The following is a 21,472-nucleotide window of genomic DNA, read 5'->3' on the forward strand; positions in this document are numbered from 1 at the left end:
CGTGCAAGAAATTTTCGATAATAACTCAATGCTATGTGATAGTTAATAAGGATTTTATCTCCATCAACAATCGAGATACGTTTGGTGCTTCATTCGACATCCTAATCTATCCCGTTTAAATACCTCACTTAATTTTTAAATGCTTATCGCAAACATTCTCAATATGATTCTTTTTTAATAATTTGAGCTTTTAATCAATACTACCATCACTTTAAGGATACATATAGAGGAAGAAGAACTAGTCAGCCGCCTGCGTGCTAAAGACAAGTCAGCTCTATCATATCTCTATGATCATTATTCAGGTGCTTTATATGGTGTAATCCACCGAATTCTTAAACATGAAGACATAGCTGAAGAGGTTTTGCAGGACATCTTCCTGAAAATCTGGGATCGCATCGATCAATACGACTCCTCTAAAGGCAAATTATTTACCTGGATGCTCAACATTGCCCGTAATCAGGCAATCGACAAAACCAGGTCTAAAGAAATTTCCAAAGATCAGAAAACCAAAGGCATTGATTCTCTCGTACATACAATAGACAGGCAGGATGCTCTTGAACAAAATATAGACGGCATCGGTCTGAAAGAAGTTTTAAACAAATTAGTGGCAGAACAACGCTTTGTTGTGGAACACCTTTACTTTAAAGGCTATTCCCAATCCGAGCTGGCAGAAGAGTTTAATATTCCGCTGGGTACGGTTAAAACAAGATTGCGTTCGGCCATGCAACAATTACGATCAATAGTAGGCGCTTGAATTTAGAAGAATACATATCGAGTGGGGTTTTAGAGGCTTATGCTGCTGGCTTGCTTGCGGAAAATGAACGCAAAGAAGTAGAGCAGAATGTGCAACTATACCCAGCGCTAAAAACTGAATTGGAGCAGATAGAAGCAACGCAGGAGCTACTGTTAATGAAGGGAGCAATACAACCGGCCTCCAATGTAAAAGCGTTGATTTTCGAAGCGCTCGATCAGCAAAATGATAAAAAAGTAATCCCTTTAAAATCTACCAACAATCAAACGCGCTTTTGGCAATTCGCTGTAGCCGCCTCTTTAAGTCTGGCGATTATCAGTTCGTTTCTGGCTTACAACTATTACAACAAGTGGCGCACAACTGTTATCAGCTTCAATGATCTGCTTACACGCAACCAACAAATAGCAGAGGACTACAATACTGTAAACAACCGCATCAGTGAAATTGAAACTGACTTGCGCGTGATGAATAACCCTGACTTCAAACGTGTTGTAATGAAGGGTACTGACAATGCTCCGCAAGCTTTAGCGGCTGTCTATTGGAATGAAAATAGTCAGGAAGTGTACCTCAGCCTTCAGAATATGAAGGCGCTTTCAAAAGAAAATCAATATCAACTTTGGGCTATCATTGATGGGAAGCCGGTTGATGCTGGTGTTTTCGATGGAAATCTGGCCGGTCTTATCAAAATGAAGAATATTGGACAAGGTGCAGCAGCATTTGCAGTAACCATTGAACCAAAGGGCGGCAAATCAAGTCCTACACTTGAAACCATGCAAGTTATAGGCAACACAACAGCAGTCTAATGTCTGCCAAATGACTTAAATCACCTTGTTTTTTTGCCTTTTCACAGCCTTTTTAGACTTTTTACCTGAACAATGGTTTACTAAAGCGTATCTTTGATCATTAATTTAAAGTGAAAAAAAATCTACCCGTACAAGGCTATTACAAAAGAGCGAAAGTTTTTGGCTTGATGCTGATCGCTATTTTGGCCATTCTTACAGCCATCTACCTCTACAATTGGTATAATTCCTGATCTGATTGCCTTCAGATAAGCGCTGTTTTTTGATAATTTAGCAGACTAAACAGCTTCAACCATGAAGGCATACACTATAGGCATTTTTCTCCTTTTCAGTTTAACACTGCACGCGCAAAAGCAAGACTCAATCATGCAGGTGCAATATGCTTCTGCATTAAAAAAACTGGAGGCTAATGATTTGAATGATGCCATTCTCCAATTCACCCAACTCATTAACTCTGGCTTCAGCAATAAAGAAGTGTTTGTCAAAAGAGGCGTTTCGCATGCTAAACAACAGCAATATGACAAAGCCAGGTTAGACCTGGATGAAGCGATAAAAGCACGCATCAATACTGCCGAACTTTTTGAATACCGTGGCATAGCCAAATATAATTTGAATGATGCTACTGGTGCCGCTACTGATCTCGAAAAAGCCACAAGTATGGGCGCCAATAATTTTGATGTCTTTGCTACACTAGGTAATGCTAAATTTAAACTGGAAAGTTATAAAGATGCCATTGCTAATTACGACAAGGCCATAGCGCTTGGTAAAGCAGACCACATACTTTACAACAACCGCGGTAAGGCCAAATTCAACTTACAAGATTTTCAAAATGCTTTACCCGATTTCGATAAAGCCTTAGCATTGAAAAGCGACTATGATAAAGCCCTTGAAAACAGAGCGGCCACACGTTATGCTTTAAAAGATTGGAAAGGCAGTGTAGAAGATTTCGAAAAAATGATTGCGGCCGGAAAAACTGAAACAGAACTTTTTCAGAAAGCAGGAACAGCTAAATATGAATTGAAAGATACCAAAGGCACCATAGATGCACTCAGTAAAGTTACAGTCAAAGGTGTTCGCGATAAAGATGTATTCCAGATGCTTGGGCTTAGTTTGGCTACTTCAGGTGATTGTACAGAAGCACAAAAAAACCTGAGTGCTGCTGTTGCTATGGGTAGCACTGATAAAGATGTATTTCGTCAGCTCGGCACTTGCCAGTTTAAAAATAAAGAGTTTACACCAGCTATCGAGTCATTAAGTCGCGCCATCACAGCGGGTGTTAATGAAGTAGATGTATTTGTAATGCGTGGCCATGCTTACTTCAACACTAAAAACAATGAAGCTGCAGCTAAAGATTATGAAAAAGCTATTTCGCTTGGTGCCAAAGAGTATGATGTTTTCAAAAATATGGGAGATATCAGTTTCCTGAAAAATGATTTTCCTGCTGCCATAAAACATTACGATGCCGCACTTTCACTAAACGACAAAGATCCAATTGTTTGGAATAATCGTGGCAAGGCTAAAGCAAATACACAAGACTTAAAAAATGCCATCCCTGATTTTGATAAAGCTATTGCACTAAAAGAAGATTACGACAAAGCCATTGAAAATCGTGCTAACACACATTATGCTCTACAAAACTGGAAAGAGGCTTCTTCTGATTTTGATAAATTGATTGCCTCCGGAAAAACCGAAACAGAATTTCTGCAGAAAACTGGAACTGCCAAATACACACTTAAAGATTTTAAAGGAAGTGCTGATGCTTTAAACAAAGTAATCGCTAAAGGAGTAAAAGATAAAGATGTTTATAAAATGCTTGGCTTAAGTCAGGCACAAAATGGCGATTGTGTAGAGTCTGCAAAAAATCTGACAGCAGCAGTAAACATGGGGATTAGTGATGCAGAAACACTCAATCAATTAGGAACATGCCAATACAAGAATAAAGATTTCAGTGGCGCATTAGAGTCATTAAGCAAAGCGGTAACAGCGGGCGCCAGTAGTGCAGATTTATTCTTAATGAAAGGTCTGTCTGCCATCAACCTGCAAAAGCCAGATCTTGCTGAACCTGATCTTGAAAAAGCCATAGCTATGGGGGCCAAAGATTTTGATGCCTTTAAAAATTTAGGTGATATCACTTTCAAGAAAAATGATTTTCCAAAAGCCATCTCTTACTATAATGAAGCATCAGTGCTTAATGATAAAGATCCAGTGCTCTTCAATAACAGAGGAAAAGCAAAAATGAATAGCGGTCAAATACCCGCATCAATTCCAGACTTCGACAAAGCTATTCAGTTAAAAAATGATTATTCAAAGGCTTACTTAAATAGAGGTACTGCTAAATACAACACAAAAGATTATGCAGGTGCTTTACCTGATCTGGAAAAAGCAAAAGTAGCAGAAGGTGAAACAGCCGAATTGCTACAAATGCTTGCGCTGGGTAATTACAACATGGCGAAAAAAGATGCAGCCAAAGATTACTTGGAGAAAGCCATTAAGGCTGGAGTAAAAGACGCAAAGGTTCTCCTCTATGCCGGCTACCTGCGCTACGATACAAAAGATTATAAAGGTACCGTTGAAGCACTTACAGCAGCTGAAGTTGCTGGTGAAAAAGAAGATGGTATCTATGAAAAAAGGGGGAAGGCTTCATTCCAATTAAAAGATTATGCGGCTGCAGAAATTGATCTTCAAAAAACAATTACAAAAAATACAAACGACCTACTCGCCCACGAAAACCTTGCCCTAAGCAAACTGCAACTAAAAAAAGAAGAAGAGGCTCAACCCATACTGGAAAAAGCAGTTACACTAAACTCTCAAAACAAAGAAGTTTACTATGCAGCAGGTAATGGACGCTTCAAACAAAATAATTTTACGGGAAGTATTGAGGCTTATGATAAGGCAATTACACTAGGGCAAAACGATGAGGTGATTTACAACAACAGAGGGAAAGCTAAAGTAAATGCTGGATTAGTTAAAGAGTCACTTACCGACTTTGATCGTGCCATCGGACTCAAGAATGAATATACGCTTGCCTTCAACAATCGTGGTAAAGCACGTTACGCTCTAAATGATTTTAAAGGTGCCGGTGCTGATATGGCTATTGTTGCATCTCGCAATCAGGCCGGAACAGATGAATTCGCCATACTTGCCATCTCAAAATATAAAACTGAAGATTACAAAGGCACTCTCGATCCTGCTACAAAAGCTATTGATGCAGGTTCCACAAATGCCAAGGTGTATGAGGCCCGAGGAGGATCACAATTTAAACTAAAAACTTATGATAAGGCTATTGTCGATTTAGCCAAAGCAATTGAATTAGGCGAGAAAACCGCTGAAGTTTATTATCAACTTGGTACAGCACGCTTTGAGCTAAAAGATTTCACTACTGCACTAACTGATTTAGACAATGCCATCAATAGTGGCATTAATGATGCTATTGCATATGATATGCGCGGTGTATGCAAACTAGAAACTAAAAGATATGATGAAGCACAAAGTGATTTTACAACAGCTATAGAAAAAGATAGTAAACTAGCCGTTGCGTTCTTTCACCGTGGCGATGCCCGTTACTGGCTAAAAAATGCTACTGGCGCGTTAGATGATTACACTCAAGCCGTTACGCTTGGTCACCGTGATCCAGCACTTTATAATAATAGAGGCCGCATTTATCTGGAAATGGAAAATTATCCTGATGCACTTAAAGATTTTAACACTGCACTTACCAGTAATAAAGAATACGTAACTGCTTACCAGAACAGAGGTTCTCTTTATGTTAAAACAAATAAGTTTGATGAGGCTGCAAAAGACTTCCGCATGGTTGAAAAAATCACCCAAAAGCCTGATGCCGAACTTAATCGCCAGCTGGCAGATGCCTACTACAATGGAAACAATTATGTAGCTGCAGAAGAATATTTAGAAAGATTGATTGCTTCAGGTATTAAAGACAAAACCGTTTTTTACAGAAGAGGCCGTGTAAGTTTAGAACAAGAGATGTACAGAGAGGCCATCAAAAATTATGATGAAGCTCAGAAAGCCGGTGAAAACTCACCATTGCTTTTTGCAGATAAAGCCAAAGCTTATTTAGGACTTGACGATACAAAGTCTGCTATAGTTGAACTGGGCAACGCGGTTAACGCTGATCCTAAAAATCCTGACAATTATTTTAATAGAGCTTTGATTAAAGAAGAGATTGAAGATTTTGAGGGAGCAATATTAGATTACAACCGTGTTATTCAACTCAACCCTGAAGATGGTATAGCCTATTATAACCGAGCAACTTGTAAAGCTAACAACGATGACGTAGGTGCTGCTATTTCTGATATGGATGAAGCTATTCGTATTGAACCTAAAAATGCTTCTTACTTTAAACAGCGTGGTAACTTTTATTATCAAATGGAAGACAAACAAAAAGCTTGTGTTGATTGGAGACGTGCTGTTGAACTTGGAGACTCTAAAGCCAGATTCTCAATTGATTCTTATTGTAAGTAGGATCAGGATTGGATCAGGCTTTAAAGATTTACTGGATTTCAGAAATTCTAAATTCTAAATACTTATTTTCTAACCTTCCCTTTCTTCTTCTTAACCTCTGCCGGTTTTTCGGCAGTACGTTTACCCGTTACGCGTCTATAGATGAGGGTAAAAAAAAGAACAGTAGAGATCATGACTGCCCAATAGCCGTTTGCAAAACCAAAACTCATGATCTGATGTAGCCCCATGATAAAAAATGCTACGGAAGCGGATAAGAGAATTGCATCAACTAATTTCATAAGATCTTATTAATCCTCATTTACTTCAATTACTCCAGTAACATGTTTGATCTCAAAATCAGATAGATCTTGATTCGCCTTCATCCCCTCTCCGTAAATTACGTTTCCTTGTTCGCGAATGGTTACAAACTTATCTGTGAATATTTTCTGATCTGCTGGTGTCCAGAATAATTCTTCAGTATTTAATTGTTCATGCTTTATCACATTTTTAACCACTACGTTACCTCTACCCCGCCATTTATTCTCCTCCTTAAAATAAAAAGCGTGATCAGCTGTCAGGGTGCTTTCAAGATTGCCTGCTATATCATAGAACTCCAGGTATAAACCCTCTGGAAATTCCTTGTCATCGTTTTTAAACTCATGAACCAGTGGTGTTTTCATTTTTACCTTAACGGTACTGTTCTGGCTATAGAACATTTCCATGTCCTCCATCTCACGCAAAGGACCTTCGTAAATGATTGGCTCTCTTACCTCAGTTTTTCCACAGGCAATTAGTAAAAGAGAAAAAAAAAGAACTTTTGCTTGATTCATTTTCTATTAAATAAAAAAGCCATCCTGTGCATGCAGGATGGCTCTTATAGATTAGGTGAACTTAATCACGAGTTCTGATTGTCGTATTTTCATTAATCCAGCAATCAACTCGGATGCTTTGTCCTTGTGAATAATTCTTAAGGAAGATATCTTCTTTTGAGGGGAAGTTAGATTTCGCAGCGCTCATCTTCTGGGTAGCACCTGCTTTTGCATAATAATCGTAAGCGATTAAGTAAACAGCTCGGTCATCTGCTTGACTATCCATTTTCTTACAATCATTGAAGCTATTAAGGTACAAGTCACCGATTCGCTCAAAGGCATCTTTGTTAGATGGATCTGCTGCTGCTGCTTGTCTGAACAATTCTCTTGCGTCACTTTTTGATCCTTTTCTTGAAGCCATTGATCCTTGAAGAATTAACATTTCAGCTTTTGCAGCATTGTCTGGTGCCAGAGCAAGTGCTTCACTGAAATAGAATTCAGCCTTTTCAAAATTGTCCATAGTAAAGTAGCGAAGACCAAGATTTTTAGCAAGTCCATAATCTTTCTGACCATCTGCTGCATTGTGAATAGCCTCACCAGCCTCTAACCAAAGTGGATCATCAGTACACTTACCTTGCAACATAAATCCAAAGATTTTTTTAGCAAGGTTAATATCAGAAGGGTTTTGCTTAAACTTTGGAGCAAGTGTTGATTTTACACGGTCGCAATCAAAAGATACTAAAGTCAATAATATCGCATCGATTTCATCTTTAGTTTTCTTCAGTTTATCAATTGGTTTGGCTTCGCTTTGCGCCTTCTTAATTTTGGCATCAACCACAGCGCTTACCATATCATATTTTTCAAGGATCTGGTCTTCTGTCAGCTTCTTAAATTTAGCAGCAGAAATACGCACGGACTGCATGTAGGGCACCAACAAGCCATCCATAATATTATTACCATTCAATTCGAAGGCTTTGTCCATTACTGGTAGCACTTCAGCGCCTTTTGCTCCATTGATATTGAACTTATAGTAAGAGAGTGCCTTGCGGGCCATTACTGATGCTTCTTCACCACAGTTTTTGATACGCATATCATATATGATCATCAGCGAGTCAATAAAAATCTGCTTTTTGGTAGCATCCTTTTCTACATCAGCTAACTCATCAAATATCTCAGCTCCTTGAATGTATATGCTGGTATTGAGATTGGGTGCATTAGTTAATAACCACTGATGAGGAGCAATAGCCTGCTTATAATGCTTATTTCTAACGGCATCACCGTAAAGCACATTTTTTTCTTCAGCCGTGGCTTTGTCTTCAGGCCAAGTCCAGTCTTTGCACTGTGCAAAGCTGCTCAGGCTACCAACAGATAAGGATATTACCAGAATCGCTTTGAGAACATTCATTTTCATCTTCTTTATATTAACTAGTCAAACTTCCTTTTAACAAACCATCTGTCATTGAGTGTGACTCCCAAATAAACTTTAAGATAATTTTCTTTAAGTCCATTTTCTTGAACACTACCTCGTTGACCGGCTTTAAAGGCCAAATCAATGCTTGATTGTCCTGTTGGTAAAGAGAGGCCAAAATTAATGCCAAAATCATTAACCTTCTTACCGTTTGCGAAAAAAGGCGCCTGACTGAGGCCAATTCTATAGGTTACACGCTTAAAATAATTCAAAGAACTATAATCCGGAGTAAATTCACCTCCCAGAGACCAGCGCCATGTTTGTCCCAAATCATCATCTACAACATTTAACGAGCGGAAAGTGCTCCAATCCTGGTAGTAATAATCAATGCCAAACGACCACTTAGCATCTTTTGCAAAAGAAATCCCGCCTCCAAATCCTGAAGGAAGCTCAAGCTTACCTTTTCTGGTAGCCAACACATCATTGTCAAGGGTATCTAAAGTGCTGCCGTTAAGTCTGAAATATTCAACATCTCTTTCAGCGTTGAGACGGCCATTAAAATCGTACACAGCACCAAAGTTTAATCTATAGTTACCATTGAAAAGCGAATCTATACTATATGAAATGCCTCCACCCAATAGAAAGCCTTTGGAGTAAGTCGATTCATCAACACCAGGAATAAAAGGAACTAGCTGATTATCAAGTTGAATTTCATTTAAGGTAAGTGTATTGACTGAGCCGAAAATATAGCTGGCTTTTAGACCTACCGACAAGCCTTTGTAAATTCTAAAGCCATTTGACCAATACAACTGTGTAAGTCCCCCCGAACCCTGCTCTGTAACTTTGGTTGTATCAATTAGCTGATTGTTATTGTCAAAAACCTGCAAATCATATTGAAGACTGTAATCAACATTGGTATAAGGCATTAAACCAACTGAGGTAGTTATTTTTCTAAAAAGTACAGGAAATGCAATAGCCAGATAGTTTAGGTTACCTGAACGAATACTTTGGTTGTTAACCCCATCTGTCAGATCAAGTTGCTCTGCAACTAAACCCACCTGAAACACAGTCAGGGTGTTATATACCAACAGGGCTGGATTTTGATTATTTAGGTGCAGAAACTGTGGTTGACTAAAGCCTAATCCCCCCATTCCCTGATTGGGTGCAAGGGCATTTCCATAGCTTTCGCCAATACCAAAAGTTGAATATGGGCTTTTTGCTGCCTGCCCTAAAACATTACTGCCCGTCAATAAAACCAACGAAAAACAGAAAAAAATACTTCTACTGACTGACATTGTGTAATAAAATGCTGTTTAAACCCTTCAAAACCAGATTTGGGACCGCAAATATGGCCCCTTTCAAACTGTTTTCAAAAAAATGCGTGTCTCCTCCGCATAATATCACCCTCATTTGGGGGTAATGCTGCCTATAACGCTCAATTGTGCCTTCTATTTCAACGCACATCCCATTAAGAGCCCCACTTTGCATGCAAGATTTTGTGGTATTGCCTATAAGTGGAATATCCCCCTCAATTGCAACCTGCGGAAGTCGGGCGGTAAACTCATGCATGGCGCGTAAACGCATGTTCAGGCCGGGGGAAATGGCGCCTCCCAGATACTCGGCATTTTGATTGATGAAATCATAGGTAATGCAGGTGCCACTGTCAATCACCAGACAAGGTTCAGCTGGAAACATTTGCACTGCGCCACAAACACCAGCCAGGCGATCTACCCCTAAGGTTTCTGGCGTGGCATATAAATTAACAATAGGCAAAGGCAAATTATGCGTAAGGGTAATTATACTGGGTATATGAGTTAATGAAGGAAGGATTGTATCGTAAGTTTTACTCACTGAAGCAACAATGACGGCTTGCACCCGAACACCAAGCAGGTATTCTCTTAAAGCGGCATGATCGGCAAACACCCTTTCTTCTAACAAATTGTGCTGTTTGAAAATACCTACCTTGCTGCTTGTATTTCCAATATCCACCACCAGATTATCCATATCGTATGAGCAATATCAAAAGTAAAGATTCTGTCGCCAAGTATAAAGTAATTGGACTTATGTCAGGCACCTCTCTGGACGGGCTGGATATCGCCCTCTGTGTTTTTAACAAGCATGAAACAGGTAAATGGTCATTCTCCATTGAAATAGCGGAAACCATTCGTTATGCTAAGAACTGGCAAAAGTTATTATCAAGCGCACATCAGGTTAAAGCTGAAGAGCTTTTGATTTTGAATACTGCCTATGGTAGGCTGATTGGTGAAGAGGTCACAAATTTTATTGCAAAGAACAAAATCAAGGGTGTGGATTTCATTGCTTCACACGGCCATACTATTTTTCACCAACCTCAAAAGGGTTTCACCTTTCAATTGGGTAATGGAAATGCTTTACATCAAGCTAGTAATCTACCAACGATTTGGGATTTCAGAACCATGGATGTAGCGCTTGGTGGCGAAGGTGCGCCTTTAGTACCAATAGGTGATCAGTTGCTTTTCGCTGATTATGATGTTTGTCTCAATCTCGGGGGTATTGCCAACCTCTCTACTGAGCAAAAGAGCAAGCGTATTGCTTATGATATTTGCTACACCAATATGACGCTAAACTATCTGGCTCAAAAAAACAATAAAGCTTTTGATAAAAATGGCGGCATGGCTTCTGATGGTCAGGTTCATGTCGGTTTACTAAAAGCATTATCAAAGGTGTACGCAACATTAAGAAAGCCAAGGCCTTCACTAAGCCGAGAAATTTTTGAAAAACAAATAAAACCACTTCTCGACAACGAGAAAATTAATTTGAAAGACAGACTCCGCACCGTTACTGAAAGCATGGCAGCAGAAATAATCAGTGCTATCGGTACTGAAAAAGAAAAAAATGTGTTGATAACCGGAGGTGGTGCGCACAATAGCTTTTTACTTTACCGATTGGTCGAGCTGGGTGGCGATCAGCTAAGATTTATTAAACCTGATGATCCAATTGTAAATTTTAAGGAAGCACTGGTCTTTGCTTTTTTAGGTGTATTAAAGGTAAGGGGAGAAGAAAACGTACTTAAGTCCGTGACGGGGGCATTAAAAAATAGCAGCAGTGGGGTGATGACTGGATTCTAAACACAAACCCCTCTACTCTCTCATAAAACATTTTATAAAAAATACTTTATTGGCTGTGAGGACACAGCCCAATGAAAGTAGTGTGATGACAGGTTTTTAATAGATTTGTATTTTATTTTTTTACTTCATGAAAGATTTACTTCAAAAATTTGAAAATAAGCGACCTGAAATAGTTTTCGAATGGAAAGATCCTGAAACTGAAGCAGTGGGTTGGGTTGTCATTAACTCACTAAGAGGTGGCGCTGCGGGTGGTGGTACTCGCATGCGTGCCGGTTTGGATAAACGTGAAGTAGAATCGTTAGCTAAAACAATGGAAGTAAAATTTACTGTGTCTGGTCCGCCTATTGGTGGCGCCAAATCTGGTATAAACTTCGACCCTGCTGATCCTCGCAAATTAGGTGTTTTACAGCGTTGGTACGCTGCAGTAATGCCACTGCTAAAATATTATTATGGTACAGGTGGTGATTTAAATGTTGATGAGATTCATGAAGTCATCCCTATCACCGAAGACTCAGGTATCTGGCATCCACAAGAGGGTGTATTTACCGGCCACTACAAACCAAGCGAAGCACAGAAAGTAAATCGTATCGGGCAATTACGTCAAGGTGTGGTTAAAGTTATTGAAGATGCTGACTTCGTACCCAATTTGGAGAAGAAATACACGATAGCGGATATGTGTACAGGTTACGGTGTGGCCGAGGCTGTAAAACATTATTACGAACTCTGGGGTGGCAAACTGGAAGGTAAGCGTGCTGTTGTACAAGGTTGGGGAAATGTAGGCGCAGCTGCAGGATTCTATTTAGCTAAGATGGGGGTAAAAGTTGTTGGCATTATCAGTCGCGAAGGTGGGTTGATTAATAAAAATGGTTTCTCTCAGGAAGAAATAAACAAACTGGTGCTCGATAGAAAAGGCAACAGAATTATATCAGATAAGCTTTTATCTTTTGATGAAATCAATTCAAAAATATGGGATGAGGAATTTGAAATCTTTATTCCAGCTGCAGCTTCACGCTTAGTTACACGCGATCAGGTAGATCGCATGATCGCTTCAAAGCTGGAAGTGATTTCATCTGGAGCTAATGTTCCTTTTGCTGATCCGGAAATATTTTTCGGTTCAACAGGGCTACATGCAGATCAGCAAGTATCAATTATTCCAGACTTTATTGCTAACTGTGGTATGGCGCGTGTGTTTGCTTACTTTATGGAACGTGAAGTGAGTATGACAGATAATGCAATCTTCAACGACATCTCTGCGACTATTAGAAAAGGCTTAGAGAAATCTTTCAAAAAGAGTACAGCCAAAACTAATATTGCGCAGCATTCATTTGAGATTGCTTTGCGACAGTTGGTATAACCATTTGTTACACATCTGGCTCTCTGGTTTCACATCTAAAGGGATAAATGAGTTACATGATTTGTTGATCCAAAATCCAGCCTGTCAAACTTAAACGCTGCCGTGTAGCGGGTAACACCTCATGTTCCAAAACATCACTGCGAAAACACACCAACCTTCCGGCTACTGGCAACACATCAAATGAGTCATGGTCTGTATAGATTCTGAGTTGACCGCCTTCTTCTTCCTTCCAATTAGTATTCAAATAACAGATAACAGAAAGTTTGCGGTGGTCGTCTTTTTTAAATTGATCCAGATGTCTTTTGTAATAAGTGCCTACCGGATAAACAGTCATATGCACTTCATAATCTTTCATGCTTAAAAACAAACTTCTATTAAGATGTTGTATTAACTCATTAAGTCTGTTTAGGTAAACCATTGCGGCAGGCGGTGCGGTATTTTTATCCAGCCACAAAATATAATCTCCCCTAATCGCTTCGTTTATCTGTAGGTCAGCATTTTTACCAATACCTGCCTTTTTAAACAATTGTTCATGCTGATTAAAATGAGGTAAGGTTAGAATCTGAGCTACTTCGTCTGTTGTCAGGAAATTGTCGATAATTGCATAACTTTTGTCGACCAAACCATCAGCTACCGAATCAAAAAGTTCGTTCATGTAACAAAGTTACGCGATGTCTGTCTATACTAAAGCACTTCACTTAAAATCCATGAAAAACAGCACTAACTTTATTCTTTTCCTTTTTCTGATAATAACGCTTACCGCCTGTGGAGACTATGAGGCAGTTGAGCTTCGTCAGATTAAAAGTGTGGTGGCTGACGTTAGCGATGACCCGATGTTAAGGACGGAAGCCATTTTTTACAACCCCAATAACAAAAGCGGAAAACTTAAAGCCGTTAATGTTGATGTTTTTGTGGAAGGGAAAAAAGCTGCCATTGTAAAACAGAAGATGAAAATCAAAGTGCCAGCCAGAGGTGAGTTCAGCGTTCCTTTAATGGTTAAAATAAATCTTAAAGAACAAGGACTAATGAATACCCTCTTAAGCGTGCTAGGAGCAAAACGCTTAAAAGTGCGTTACAAAGGTCATGTGCGCATCAGTTATCACGGCCTACCCATCATTGTCCCTGTCGACCACGAAGAAGAAGTCAGAATCAGATTCTGATTATAGATTTACTAGAGTTTGAGAAACTTAAATTATCCCAAAGCCATTCATCATTGATTTATTGTTACTGAGAAAACAGCTGCTTATCTTAAGCAATAAACCAATAGATATGAAAAGGTTCGTCTACCTGTTTATGTTAAGCACTTTACTGCTTAACTGTAACCTGGAGCAAAAAAATAAAAATACTTTTAGTATCACCTTTACCGATTCACTGAGTAAAGACGTTCAAGATGGTCGTCTGCTTTTGTTACTTGCCAAAGACGATAAAACAGAGCCACGTTTTCAAATAAGCGATGGCTTAACTACGCAACTTGTTTTTGGTATTGATGTAGAGGGCATGAAACCCGGTGACGAAATTATCATCGATGAAAAAGCTTTTGGCTTTCCTATTAGAAATATCAATGATTTACCTACTGGGGATTATGTGGTTCAGGCACTCATCAATAGATACGAAACTTTCAATTTAAAAACAGGACACACTGTAAAGCTGCCTCCCGATCAGGGCGAAGGGCAGCAGTGGAACAGAAAGCCAGGTAATTTTTACAGTAAACCAGTTAAGGTTAGCCTGGATAATACTAAAACACAACATACGACCATCACACTGGATCAAATCATTCCGGCTGTTGAAGAACCTAAAGACAGCAAGTACATCAAGCATATTAAAATTCAAAGTAAACTCTTAACTGAGTTTTGGGGACGTCCAATGTTTTTAGGTGCACACGTTTTACTTCCTGAAGGCTTTGATGAACACCCGGAATCACGTTATCCTTTAATGGTATTTCACGGTCACTTCCCCGATGATTTCGGTGGATTTAGTGAGACACCACCCCCGGCAGATATGGATACTACTGATTACAGTGCGCGCTTTGGTATTTATGGTTATAGAAAATTTCAAGCGCAGGAGTCTTATAATTTTTATAAGCAGTGGACAAGTAAAAATTTTCCACGCTTTCTCATTATTGAAATTCAGCATGCTAATCCCTACTACGATGACTCCTATTCTGTAAACTCGGCTAACCTCGGCCCTTACGGAGATGCCATTATGCAAGAATTAATTCCTGAGATTGAAAAACAATTTCGCGGCATTGGTGAGGGTTGGGCTCGCTTTACTTATGGCGGTTCCACCGGTGGATGGGAGGCGCTTGCTGTACAGATGTTTTATCCTGATGAATTTAACGGTTGCTTCGCTGCCTGCCCTGATCCCATAGATTTCCGCGCGTATTGTCTGGTCGATATCTACAAAGATAAAAATGCTTACTGGTATGAAAGTGACTTTAAAAAAGTACCTATATCCTCCCACCGAAATTATCTCGGACAAATACAATCTACCATGCAGGAAAGCAATTATTATGAACTAGCACTAGGAACAAAATCGAGAAGCGGCCAGCAATGGGATATATGGGAAGCAGTGTATTCACCACAAGGTGAAGATGGATATCCGAAAAGAATTTTTGATAAGGAAAGTGGTGAGATTAATAAAGAAGTAGCTGCTTATTGGAAAGAGCATTATGATCTACGCCATATTTTAGAAAGAGATTGGTCAACACTTGGCCCAAAGCTGCAAGGGAAAATTCATATCTATTGTGGAGATATGGACAACTACTATCTAAATAATGCTGTATATCTGATGGAGGATTTTTTAAAGAAGACGAACAATCCTTTTTATGCCGGTGAAGTAGCCTATGGCGACAGGGCGGAACACTGCTGGAATGGCGATGCTGTCAATCCTAACTATGTTTCAAGGTTGCGCTACAACAGCATGTATCTCCCTAAAATATTAAAACGCATACAAGAAAGCGCACCAAAAGGTGCGGATACCAAAAGTTGGAGGTATTAAAGATCACAATCTTCATACATGCGATTAAGTGCTTTTTTTATGGCCTTTTTGTGAAGCACCGAGAGTGATCCTGTATTGACAACATGAATACCCCCTTTATTGTCATCTATGTTGGTTGCAGATCTATTTGCTCTTGCAATATTTTCGTAAATGAATTGCCTGCTCTTTACACTATAAAGCCGAAGGAGTATTGTTAATTTCATATCTGCCCCCGGTACTATGTACGGCACAGATGTATCGTGTTTATTCCCTAACTCAATCTCTCTATAGTGTTCCCACAAGTCAGCGTTTTGTATAGAGGTCAGTTGGAAAAATAAAAGGTATCCAAATCCTGCATCCAATAATCGTGTGTAGGTAGATGTATCTTCTAACACTACACCTAATCGCTTCAACTCCCATTCCAAAGATGGCTCATGATGGACACTAATTTTATCAGCTGTGCTGGGCTTTACAATATTTTCAAAGAAATTTTCATTCTCTCTAACCGTCATTGATTGCAGGGGGAAAACAACAACAGCCTTCTCTCGCTCTACTTTTTCAAAATTGGGTTTTTTAACAATAACTTTTACTGTCGTACACGCCAATAGTAAAAGAGAGAACGCAGTTATTAATATTCTAAAACTCATAGTTGGCTTAATTCTGTTTTTATAATCAAATTCTTTGCCAGAGACTATTATCCATAATAGTTGTATTTACTTATCTTTATACAAATACGAATATTGTGAATTCTCAATTAGAAAAGCATTTTCATAAGCTTGAAGAGCAGAGGACTGAAATTCTTAATAGTTTACTATCAAAGTCTGCTACGGAACTCTCAGCACCACCCGCACCCGGAAAGTGGTCTGTGCTTCAGATACTCACCCATCTTTACGCTTCGGAAAAATTATCTTTTGGCTACATTAAAAAGAAATCTTTAGGCATTCAGGATACGGCTAATGCAGACTTAAGGCAAGCCATGGTCTTAACTGTTCTTAAAATATCGCAGCGTTTACCATTTCGTTTTAGGGCCCCAAAAGTTGTGGTGGAAAACACACCTGAAACTATGTCTTTAGAACAACTTGTTAACCATTGGAATTTATTGAGATTAGAGCTAAAAGCACATCTTGAAAATGTCCCTGATGGACATTTACATAAACTAGTGTATAAGCATCCGATGGCTGGCCGATTAAGTTTACCACAAGCACTGCAATTCTTTGCCGAACACATCAATCACCACAAGCCTCAAATAAAAAAGGCCTTAAAATTCTAAAACAAATAGTAGTATTCAACCTTACAACCATCCTACCTTCATGAAAAAACTATTGACCGTCCTGTTCACTTTTATAATAGGATTAACCTATGCCCAATCGGTAAAAAGCCCAGATGAGTTTTTAGGATACACCTTAGGTGATCGCTACACACGCCATCATGAAATGATTGATTATTTCCGCTATGTGGATGCACAACTTTCCAATGTGCAAATCACGCAATACGGAAAAACGTATGAGGACAGGCCACTTATTTACACAATAATTACCTCTCAAGAAAACTTTGCGAAGCTAGAAGATATCCGAATGGATAATCTAAAGCGCACTGGTTTAGCCAGTGGCACTCCATCTGCAAATAAAATTGCCATTGTTTGGATGAGCTATAATGTGCATGGCAACGAAGCCAGTGGTATGGAGGCAGCACTAAAAACTTTGCATGAGTTGGTGAGCACAACACGAGGGCAAGAATATTTAAAAAACACTGTCGTGATTATGGATCCCTGCATCAATCCTGATGGTAGAGATCGTTTCACCAACTTCAACAATCAATACATTAATGTAATTCCGAATTCAAGTAGTGATGCCGCTGAAAATAATGAGCCATGGCCAAGGGGAAGAGCCAATCATTACCTCTTCGATTTAAATAGAGACTGGGCATGGTTACAACAAACAGAATCGCAGGCACGCTTAAAAGCATACAACCAATGGATGCCGCATATCCATGTTGATTTTCATGAACAGGGTTTTAACAGCCCCTACTACTTTGCTCCGGCTGCAGAGCCTTTTCATGCAGTGATCACAAACTGGCAACGCGAATTCCAGACAACCATTGGTAAGAATAATGCTAAATACTTTGACGAAAAGAGTTGGTTGTTTTTTACTAAAGAAAACTTTGATTTACTCTATCCAAGTTATGGAGATACTTATCCAACCTATAACGGTGCCATCGGCATGACATACGAGCAAGGCGGCCAGCGTGGCGTGAGTATTATGACCAGAGAAGGCGTGCCGCTTACTTTAGAACAGCGCTTACTACATCACCACACCACTGGAATGAGCACTGTTGAAGTTGCCTCTAAAAACGCCATCAAACTTGTAGATGAGTTTGAAAAGTATTTCAAAGAAAACCTAAGCAATCCTTTCGGTACTTATAAAAGCTATGTGATTAAAGCTGATAACAATACTGATAAAATTGAAGAGTTAACCAGCTGGATGGATAAGCATGCCATTAACTATGGATTTGTGGGAAGTTCAAAAGCAGGTAAAGGTTTCGATTACCAAACACAAACACAAGGCACTTTTACACTTAATGCTGAGGACATTGTTGTAAATACTTTTCAACCGAAGTCACGTTTTATCACCACCGTTTTCGAACCACAATCAAAACTGTCTGATTCTGTCACTTATGACATTACTGCGTGGAATTTGTTTTATGCCTACAACTTAAAAGGATACGCTTTAACGGAACGCCTTAATGCAGGAAAAGCTTACGAAAAGAAAAAAACAGATGCTCCAGCCATTACCAACGCCTACGCTTACATTTTTAAATATGAATCTGTTAAAGATGCTGAGTTTTTGAGTGAACTGCTTAAACGTAATTTCAGAGTCCGCATTGCTCAGCAAGCCTTTACTGTAAATGGTAATGCCTTTAATGCAGGAACTATAATTGTTACTAAGACTAACAACGAAGGGATAATCGATTTTGATAAAGTAGTTCAAACCCTTGCTACAAACTACAAGAGAACACTATACACAAGTACTACAGGCTTTGTTGATAAGGGCAAAGACTTTGGTTCCTCAGAAGTTGCTTATTTAGAAACGCCAAAAGTGGCAATGTTGATGGGCGATGGTAGTTCATCTCTATCTGCCGGAGAAGTATGGCATTATTTTGAACAACAGCTTCACTATCCACTAACACAAATCAGAACTAACCAACTAAAACGAACTGACCTCGATCAGTACAACGTGTTAATTGTGCCGGAAGGTTACTATGATATTTTTGATGATGCACAACTTGAGCGCATCAACACATGGGTAAGCGCAGGCGGCAAACTTATTGTGATTGGTGATGCACTTGAATCATTCTCGGATAAAAAAGGATTTAGTCTGAAACATTATAAAAATGACGAGGCTAAGAAAGCAATTGAAAAACTAGATGAAGAATGGAAGAAAAAAGACGGATTGATTCGCTATGAAGATGCCGAAAGAAAAAATATTTCTGAAAACATCTCAGGTGCTATTTATAAAATAGCCGTAGACAACTCGCATCCATTAGCCTTTGGGTTGGGTAACCATTACTTCACTTTGAAAACCAATACCATTCGCTACGACTTTATGGAAGACGCTTGGAATGTTGGCGTTTTAAAAGGTAATGCCAAACCAGTTCAGGGTTTTGCTGGTTACAAGGCCAATAAAAAAATGGACAACACACTATCATTTGGTGTACAGCAAAAAGGCAGAGGTAACATTGTTTATTTCGTGGACAATCCTCTATTCCGGTGTTTCTGGGAGCAAGGTAAGTTTGTATTCGGCAATGCAGTATTTATGGTTCTTTAGGCTTCTTTTAATATAAATTCGAAAGCCTGTGAATATCTATTTACAGGCTTTTTTTATTAACTCGCTTGGCTATTCTGTTTGAGGATATTACCCTTTGTCTTGTGCATTTAAAACGATCGACTTCTTCTACCCTTTGCGCAACGTGCTTTGTCTTACGCCCCTGAACGCGAGTACGCCAGCGTTCCCAACTTTTGCGCTGAAGGTTATTGCGCATCAATTCAATTACTTGGCGTTCGCTTAAACCGAACTGAATTTTAATCGCGTCAAATGGTGTACGATCCTCCCAGGCCATTTCAATAATACGATCTGTTTCTTCTGTTGAAAGCATATTATTACAACAGTAAAACAAAGAATTGGTTGAGTTTTATTGCTGTTTATTTAAGATTTCTTAATTGAAAAATCCCCCATTATAAATTAAATGAGCAAATGTTTAAACAGCATAACAAAATGTAAGTGGTGCAAAATATTGTTATCCTAAGCTGAAAATGACCAATGCAGAGTTATGTTCAGAAAAGAATATGAACCACAATATTTATATATCTGCCCTATACAACATATTGGTTACTTTCAATACTTTGGAAGAATTAATATTTTTCATTCCAAATTTGTTAGCACTGATGCAGAGATCAAGTAATTAATCAATGCAATTTGACTGATTACTAACAGCATAGATTCATTAAAGCTTCAATATAGCCATGACAAAAATAAATAGTAGAAATGATTTACTAAACAGCCTCAGATTCGAGCCATTAACTAAAGCAAATTGGAGTAAATTTGTTGAACTTTTTGGAGTGAAGGGGGCCTGTGGTAATTGTTGGTGTATGTCATTCCGATTAAGTAAAGCGGATTTTGACGAAGGGAAATCGAATGATGGGAACAAAGATGCAATGAAGCAACTTGTTTGGGATAACCAGCCCATAGGGCTTATTGGTTTCTATAAAGATTTACCTATTGCGTGGAGTGCATTTGCACCAAGAGAAAAATTTATCAAACTTCAAAAATCCAGAGTTCATAAACCCATTGATAGCAAACAAGTATGGTCTATTCCTTGCACCTTTATTGCAAAAGACTTTAGACGGCAAGGAGTTTCTGTTGCTCTTTTGAAAGGAGTAATAGGCTATGCCAAGGAAAATGGCATTAAAATAATTGAAGCCTATCCAACTATCCCAACCCAAGAAAGCATTCCTGATGCCTTTGCCTGGATAGGTTTATTTAAATCATTTGAAAGAGCTGGGTTTAAAATCGTTGACCAAACATCGAAAAGCAGGCCCATGGTTCGTTACTATATTGATTAGAAAAAATACCGATCAGTTTTTAGCTAGCTATAACTTTACTGCTCTTCGTACTTATCTTTATTAAGCCTGAACAAATAGCTTAAACCAAATACAATACCTCCCGGTCGGAGAAATCTCAATACCTGGATACTAACAGGGTCAAGTTGAGAGCCGTCCTTAATAGTGTAAAAAGTTGAGCTACTTATATTAGTTGAATAACCAAATTCAATATTAAAAGCATTCCCATTGCTGAATGAAAATTCTCGTATAGCTGTTACGTTAAAAAGCCCTTGTCTATTAAGATCCATAAGCACGACCTGACTATTACCGCCATTAACTTCAAACTCAGTTTCAAAATCCTTTAAGCCAGAGGCTGAACTATATCCTAAACCAAATCTCCACTTACCGTCAGCATTTGGTTTAAATAAAAAGCCCAGACCCACCTTTGTCCCCCAGGTGCCTATACCTGCCCCTACTCTTACTCCGTATTGATCATCTAATTTAAAATCACCACTAAGGCCCAAAAGACCATTGTGTTGATTAACACCTATACCAACACCCAGATAATATTTTTGAGCCAAGCAGGTCACAGATAAACATGACACGCACAACAGGAGGAGTAATTTTTTCATGATGGCTTTATATAATGATAAAAGTTAAGAATAAGTTATAAAAACAAAAAGCCCACCAATTACGGTGGGCCTTCAA

The 21,472-nt window shown here is 38.9% G+C and carries 19 protein-coding genes; 10 read left to right on the plus strand and 9 right to left on the minus strand.

The features are described 5' to 3' along the window. Nucleotides 1-250: 250 nt before the first annotated feature. The 3 genes from SanaruYs_RS04825 (at nucleotide 251) to SanaruYs_RS04835 (ending at nucleotide 6,033) form a co-directional block, all read left to right on the plus strand. Nucleotides 251-754: an RNA polymerase sigma factor gene (locus tag SanaruYs_RS04825; RefSeq protein ID WP_306307928.1), complete on the plus strand. Its 504-nt coding sequence runs from the start codon at nucleotides 251-253 to the stop codon at nucleotides 752-754. After that, nucleotides 751-1,554, plus strand: a complete 804-nt coding sequence (locus SanaruYs_RS04830) for an anti-sigma factor (protein ID WP_127121408.1) — start codon at nucleotides 751-753, stop codon at nucleotides 1,552-1,554. Before SanaruYs_RS04825 ends, SanaruYs_RS04830 begins: the two co-directional genes overlap by 4 nt. Before the next feature lie 291 nt (nucleotides 1,555-1,845). Next, nucleotides 1,846-6,033 carry a tetratricopeptide repeat protein gene (locus SanaruYs_RS04835; protein WP_127121409.1) on the plus strand — a complete coding sequence of 1,396 codons (4,188 nt, stop codon included), beginning with the start codon at nucleotides 1,846-1,848 and terminating at the stop codon, nucleotides 6,031-6,033. Between the two features lie 62 nt (nucleotides 6,034-6,095). Here SanaruYs_RS04835 and SanaruYs_RS04840 read toward each other — a convergent pair whose 3' ends face one another. From SanaruYs_RS04840 to SanaruYs_RS04860, 5 genes are all read right to left on the minus strand, one after another. Continuing rightward, entirely contained in the window at nucleotides 6,096-6,311 is a 216-nt protein-coding gene (locus SanaruYs_RS04840) for a hypothetical protein (RefSeq protein WP_127121410.1), read from the minus strand. Between the two features lie 9 nt (nucleotides 6,312-6,320). After that, nucleotides 6,321-6,842, minus strand: coding sequence for an LPS export ABC transporter periplasmic protein LptC (gene lptC / locus SanaruYs_RS04845; protein WP_246011845.1), 522 nt, complete (start codon nucleotides 6,840-6,842; stop codon nucleotides 6,321-6,323). 61 nt (nucleotides 6,843-6,903) lie between these two features. Continuing rightward, entirely contained in the window at nucleotides 6,904-8,226 is a 1,323-nt protein-coding gene (locus SanaruYs_RS04850; protein ID WP_160118583.1) for a tetratricopeptide repeat protein, read from the minus strand. A 20-nt stretch (nucleotides 8,227-8,246) separates the two neighbouring features. Further along, the gene (gene bamG, locus SanaruYs_RS04855; RefSeq protein WP_127121412.1) at nucleotides 8,247-9,524 is read right to left on the minus strand and encodes a BamG family beta-barrel-assembly machinery protein; all 1,278 of its coding nucleotides are present in this window, start codon (nucleotides 9,522-9,524) and stop codon (nucleotides 8,247-8,249) included. Further along, nucleotides 9,511-10,233: a type III pantothenate kinase gene (locus tag SanaruYs_RS04860; protein ID WP_127121413.1), complete on the minus strand. Its 723-nt coding sequence runs from the start codon at nucleotides 10,231-10,233 to the stop codon at nucleotides 9,511-9,513. The genes bamG and SanaruYs_RS04860 overlap by 14 nt, the downstream gene beginning before the upstream one ends. 5 nt (nucleotides 10,234-10,238) lie before the next feature. On the opposite strand from SanaruYs_RS04860, the gene SanaruYs_RS04865 reads away from it, so the two are divergent. Further along, nucleotides 10,239-11,336 (plus strand): anhydro-N-acetylmuramic acid kinase, encoded by a 1,098-nt coding sequence (locus tag SanaruYs_RS04865; RefSeq protein WP_127121414.1) that lies wholly within the window; start codon nucleotides 10,239-10,241, stop codon nucleotides 11,334-11,336. A gap of 127 nt (nucleotides 11,337-11,463) precedes the next feature. Then, complete coding sequence (locus tag SanaruYs_RS04870) at nucleotides 11,464-12,690, plus strand: Glu/Leu/Phe/Val dehydrogenase dimerization domain-containing protein (RefSeq protein ID WP_127121415.1); 1,227 nt, start codon at nucleotides 11,464-11,466, stop codon at nucleotides 12,688-12,690. Between the two features lie 52 nt (nucleotides 12,691-12,742). On the opposite strand, the gene SanaruYs_RS04875 is transcribed toward SanaruYs_RS04870, so the two are convergent. Beyond that, nucleotides 12,743-13,345: a 2OG-Fe(II) oxygenase gene (locus tag SanaruYs_RS04875; RefSeq protein WP_127121416.1), complete on the minus strand. Its 603-nt coding sequence runs from the start codon at nucleotides 13,343-13,345 to the stop codon at nucleotides 12,743-12,745. 52 nt (nucleotides 13,346-13,397) lie between these two features. On the opposite strand from SanaruYs_RS04875, the gene SanaruYs_RS04880 reads away from it, so the two are divergent. Then, nucleotides 13,398-13,850 (plus strand): hypothetical protein, encoded by a 453-nt coding sequence (locus SanaruYs_RS04880; protein ID WP_127121417.1) that lies wholly within the window; start codon nucleotides 13,398-13,400, stop codon nucleotides 13,848-13,850. Between the two features lie 109 nt (nucleotides 13,851-13,959). Next, the gene (locus SanaruYs_RS04885; RefSeq protein ID WP_218022374.1) at nucleotides 13,960-15,687 is read left to right on the plus strand and encodes a hypothetical protein; all 1,728 of its coding nucleotides are present in this window, start codon (nucleotides 13,960-13,962) and stop codon (nucleotides 15,685-15,687) included. Here the strand turns inward: SanaruYs_RS04885 and SanaruYs_RS04890 are convergent. Then, entirely contained in the window at nucleotides 15,684-16,313 is a 630-nt protein-coding gene (locus SanaruYs_RS04890; protein WP_127121418.1) for a hypothetical protein, read from the minus strand. The genes SanaruYs_RS04885 and SanaruYs_RS04890 overlap by 4 nt on opposite strands. Nucleotides 16,314-16,408: 95 nt before the next feature. Here SanaruYs_RS04890 and SanaruYs_RS04895 point away from each other — a divergent pair, with 95 nt between their 5' ends. Together SanaruYs_RS04895 and SanaruYs_RS04900 are read left to right on the plus strand one after the other, a co-directional pair. Beyond that, nucleotides 16,409-16,936, plus strand: coding sequence for a DinB family protein (locus SanaruYs_RS04895; RefSeq protein WP_160118584.1), 528 nt, complete (start codon nucleotides 16,409-16,411; stop codon nucleotides 16,934-16,936). A gap of 40 nt (nucleotides 16,937-16,976) precedes the next feature. Further along, nucleotides 16,977-19,490 (plus strand): M14 metallopeptidase family protein, encoded by a 2,514-nt coding sequence (locus SanaruYs_RS04900; protein ID WP_127121420.1) that lies wholly within the window; start codon nucleotides 16,977-16,979, stop codon nucleotides 19,488-19,490. 40 nt (nucleotides 19,491-19,530) lie between these two features. Here SanaruYs_RS04900 and SanaruYs_RS04905 read toward each other — a convergent pair whose 3' ends face one another. Then, nucleotides 19,531-19,818, minus strand: coding sequence for a TIGR03643 family protein (locus SanaruYs_RS04905; RefSeq protein ID WP_127121421.1), 288 nt, complete (start codon nucleotides 19,816-19,818; stop codon nucleotides 19,531-19,533). Between the two features lie 367 nt (nucleotides 19,819-20,185). Here SanaruYs_RS04905 and SanaruYs_RS04910 point away from each other — a divergent pair, with 367 nt between their 5' ends. Further along, complete coding sequence (locus SanaruYs_RS04910; protein ID WP_127121422.1) at nucleotides 20,186-20,785, plus strand: GNAT family N-acetyltransferase; 600 nt, start codon at nucleotides 20,186-20,188, stop codon at nucleotides 20,783-20,785. A 35-nt stretch (nucleotides 20,786-20,820) separates the two neighbouring features. On the opposite strand, the gene SanaruYs_RS04915 is transcribed toward SanaruYs_RS04910, so the two are convergent. Continuing rightward, a complete protein-coding gene (locus SanaruYs_RS04915) occupies nucleotides 20,821-21,396 on the minus strand; it encodes a hypothetical protein (RefSeq protein ID WP_127121423.1) in 576 nt (191 codons plus the stop codon). Nucleotides 21,397-21,472 lie beyond the last annotated feature (76 nt).

The sequence above is a fragment of the Chryseotalea sanaruensis genome (genome assembly GCF_003990915.1).
Lineage (GTDB): Bacteria > Bacteroidota > Bacteroidia > Cytophagales > Cyclobacteriaceae > Chryseotalea > Chryseotalea sanaruensis.

Coding starts and splice junctions, on each gene's coding strand:
- SanaruYs_RS04835 (WP_127121409.1), top strand. CDS start 1,846: ATGAAGGCATACACTATAGGCATTTTTCTCCTTTTCAGTTTAACACTG.
- SanaruYs_RS04840 (WP_127121410.1), bottom strand. CDS start 6,311: ATGAAATTAGTTGATGCAATTCTCTTATCCGCTTCCGTAGCATTTTTT.
- lptC (WP_246011845.1), bottom strand. CDS start 6,842: ATGAATCAAGCAAAAGTTCTTTTTTTTTCTCTTTTACTAATTGCCTGT.
- SanaruYs_RS04850 (WP_160118583.1), bottom strand. CDS start 8,226: ATGAATGTTCTCAAAGCGATTCTGGTAATATCCTTATCTGTTGGTAGC.
- bamG (WP_127121412.1), bottom strand. CDS start 9,524: ATGTCAGTCAGTAGAAGTATTTTTTTCTGTTTTTCGTTGGTTTTATTG.
- SanaruYs_RS04860 (WP_127121413.1), bottom strand. CDS start 10,233: ATGGATAATCTGGTGGTGGATATTGGAAATACAAGCAGCAAGGTAGGT.
- SanaruYs_RS04865 (WP_127121414.1), top strand. CDS start 10,239: ATGAGCAATATCAAAAGTAAAGATTCTGTCGCCAAGTATAAAGTAATT.
- SanaruYs_RS04870 (WP_127121415.1), top strand. CDS start 11,464: ATGAAAGATTTACTTCAAAAATTTGAAAATAAGCGACCTGAAATAGTT.
- SanaruYs_RS04875 (WP_127121416.1), bottom strand. CDS start 13,345: ATGAACGAACTTTTTGATTCGGTAGCTGATGGTTTGGTCGACAAAAGT.
- SanaruYs_RS04880 (WP_127121417.1), top strand. CDS start 13,398: ATGAAAAACAGCACTAACTTTATTCTTTTCCTTTTTCTGATAATAACG.
- SanaruYs_RS04885 (WP_218022374.1), top strand. CDS start 13,960: ATGAAAAGGTTCGTCTACCTGTTTATGTTAAGCACTTTACTGCTTAAC.
- SanaruYs_RS04890 (WP_127121418.1), bottom strand. CDS start 16,313: ATGAGTTTTAGAATATTAATAACTGCGTTCTCTCTTTTACTATTGGCG.
- SanaruYs_RS04900 (WP_127121420.1), top strand. CDS start 16,977: ATGAAAAAACTATTGACCGTCCTGTTCACTTTTATAATAGGATTAACC.
- SanaruYs_RS04905 (WP_127121421.1), bottom strand. CDS start 19,818: ATGCTTTCAACAGAAGAAACAGATCGTATTATTGAAATGGCCTGGGAG.
- SanaruYs_RS04910 (WP_127121422.1), top strand. CDS start 20,186: ATGACAAAAATAAATAGTAGAAATGATTTACTAAACAGCCTCAGATTC.
- SanaruYs_RS04915 (WP_127121423.1), bottom strand. CDS start 21,396: ATGAAAAAATTACTCCTCCTGTTGTGCGTGTCATGTTTATCTGTGACC.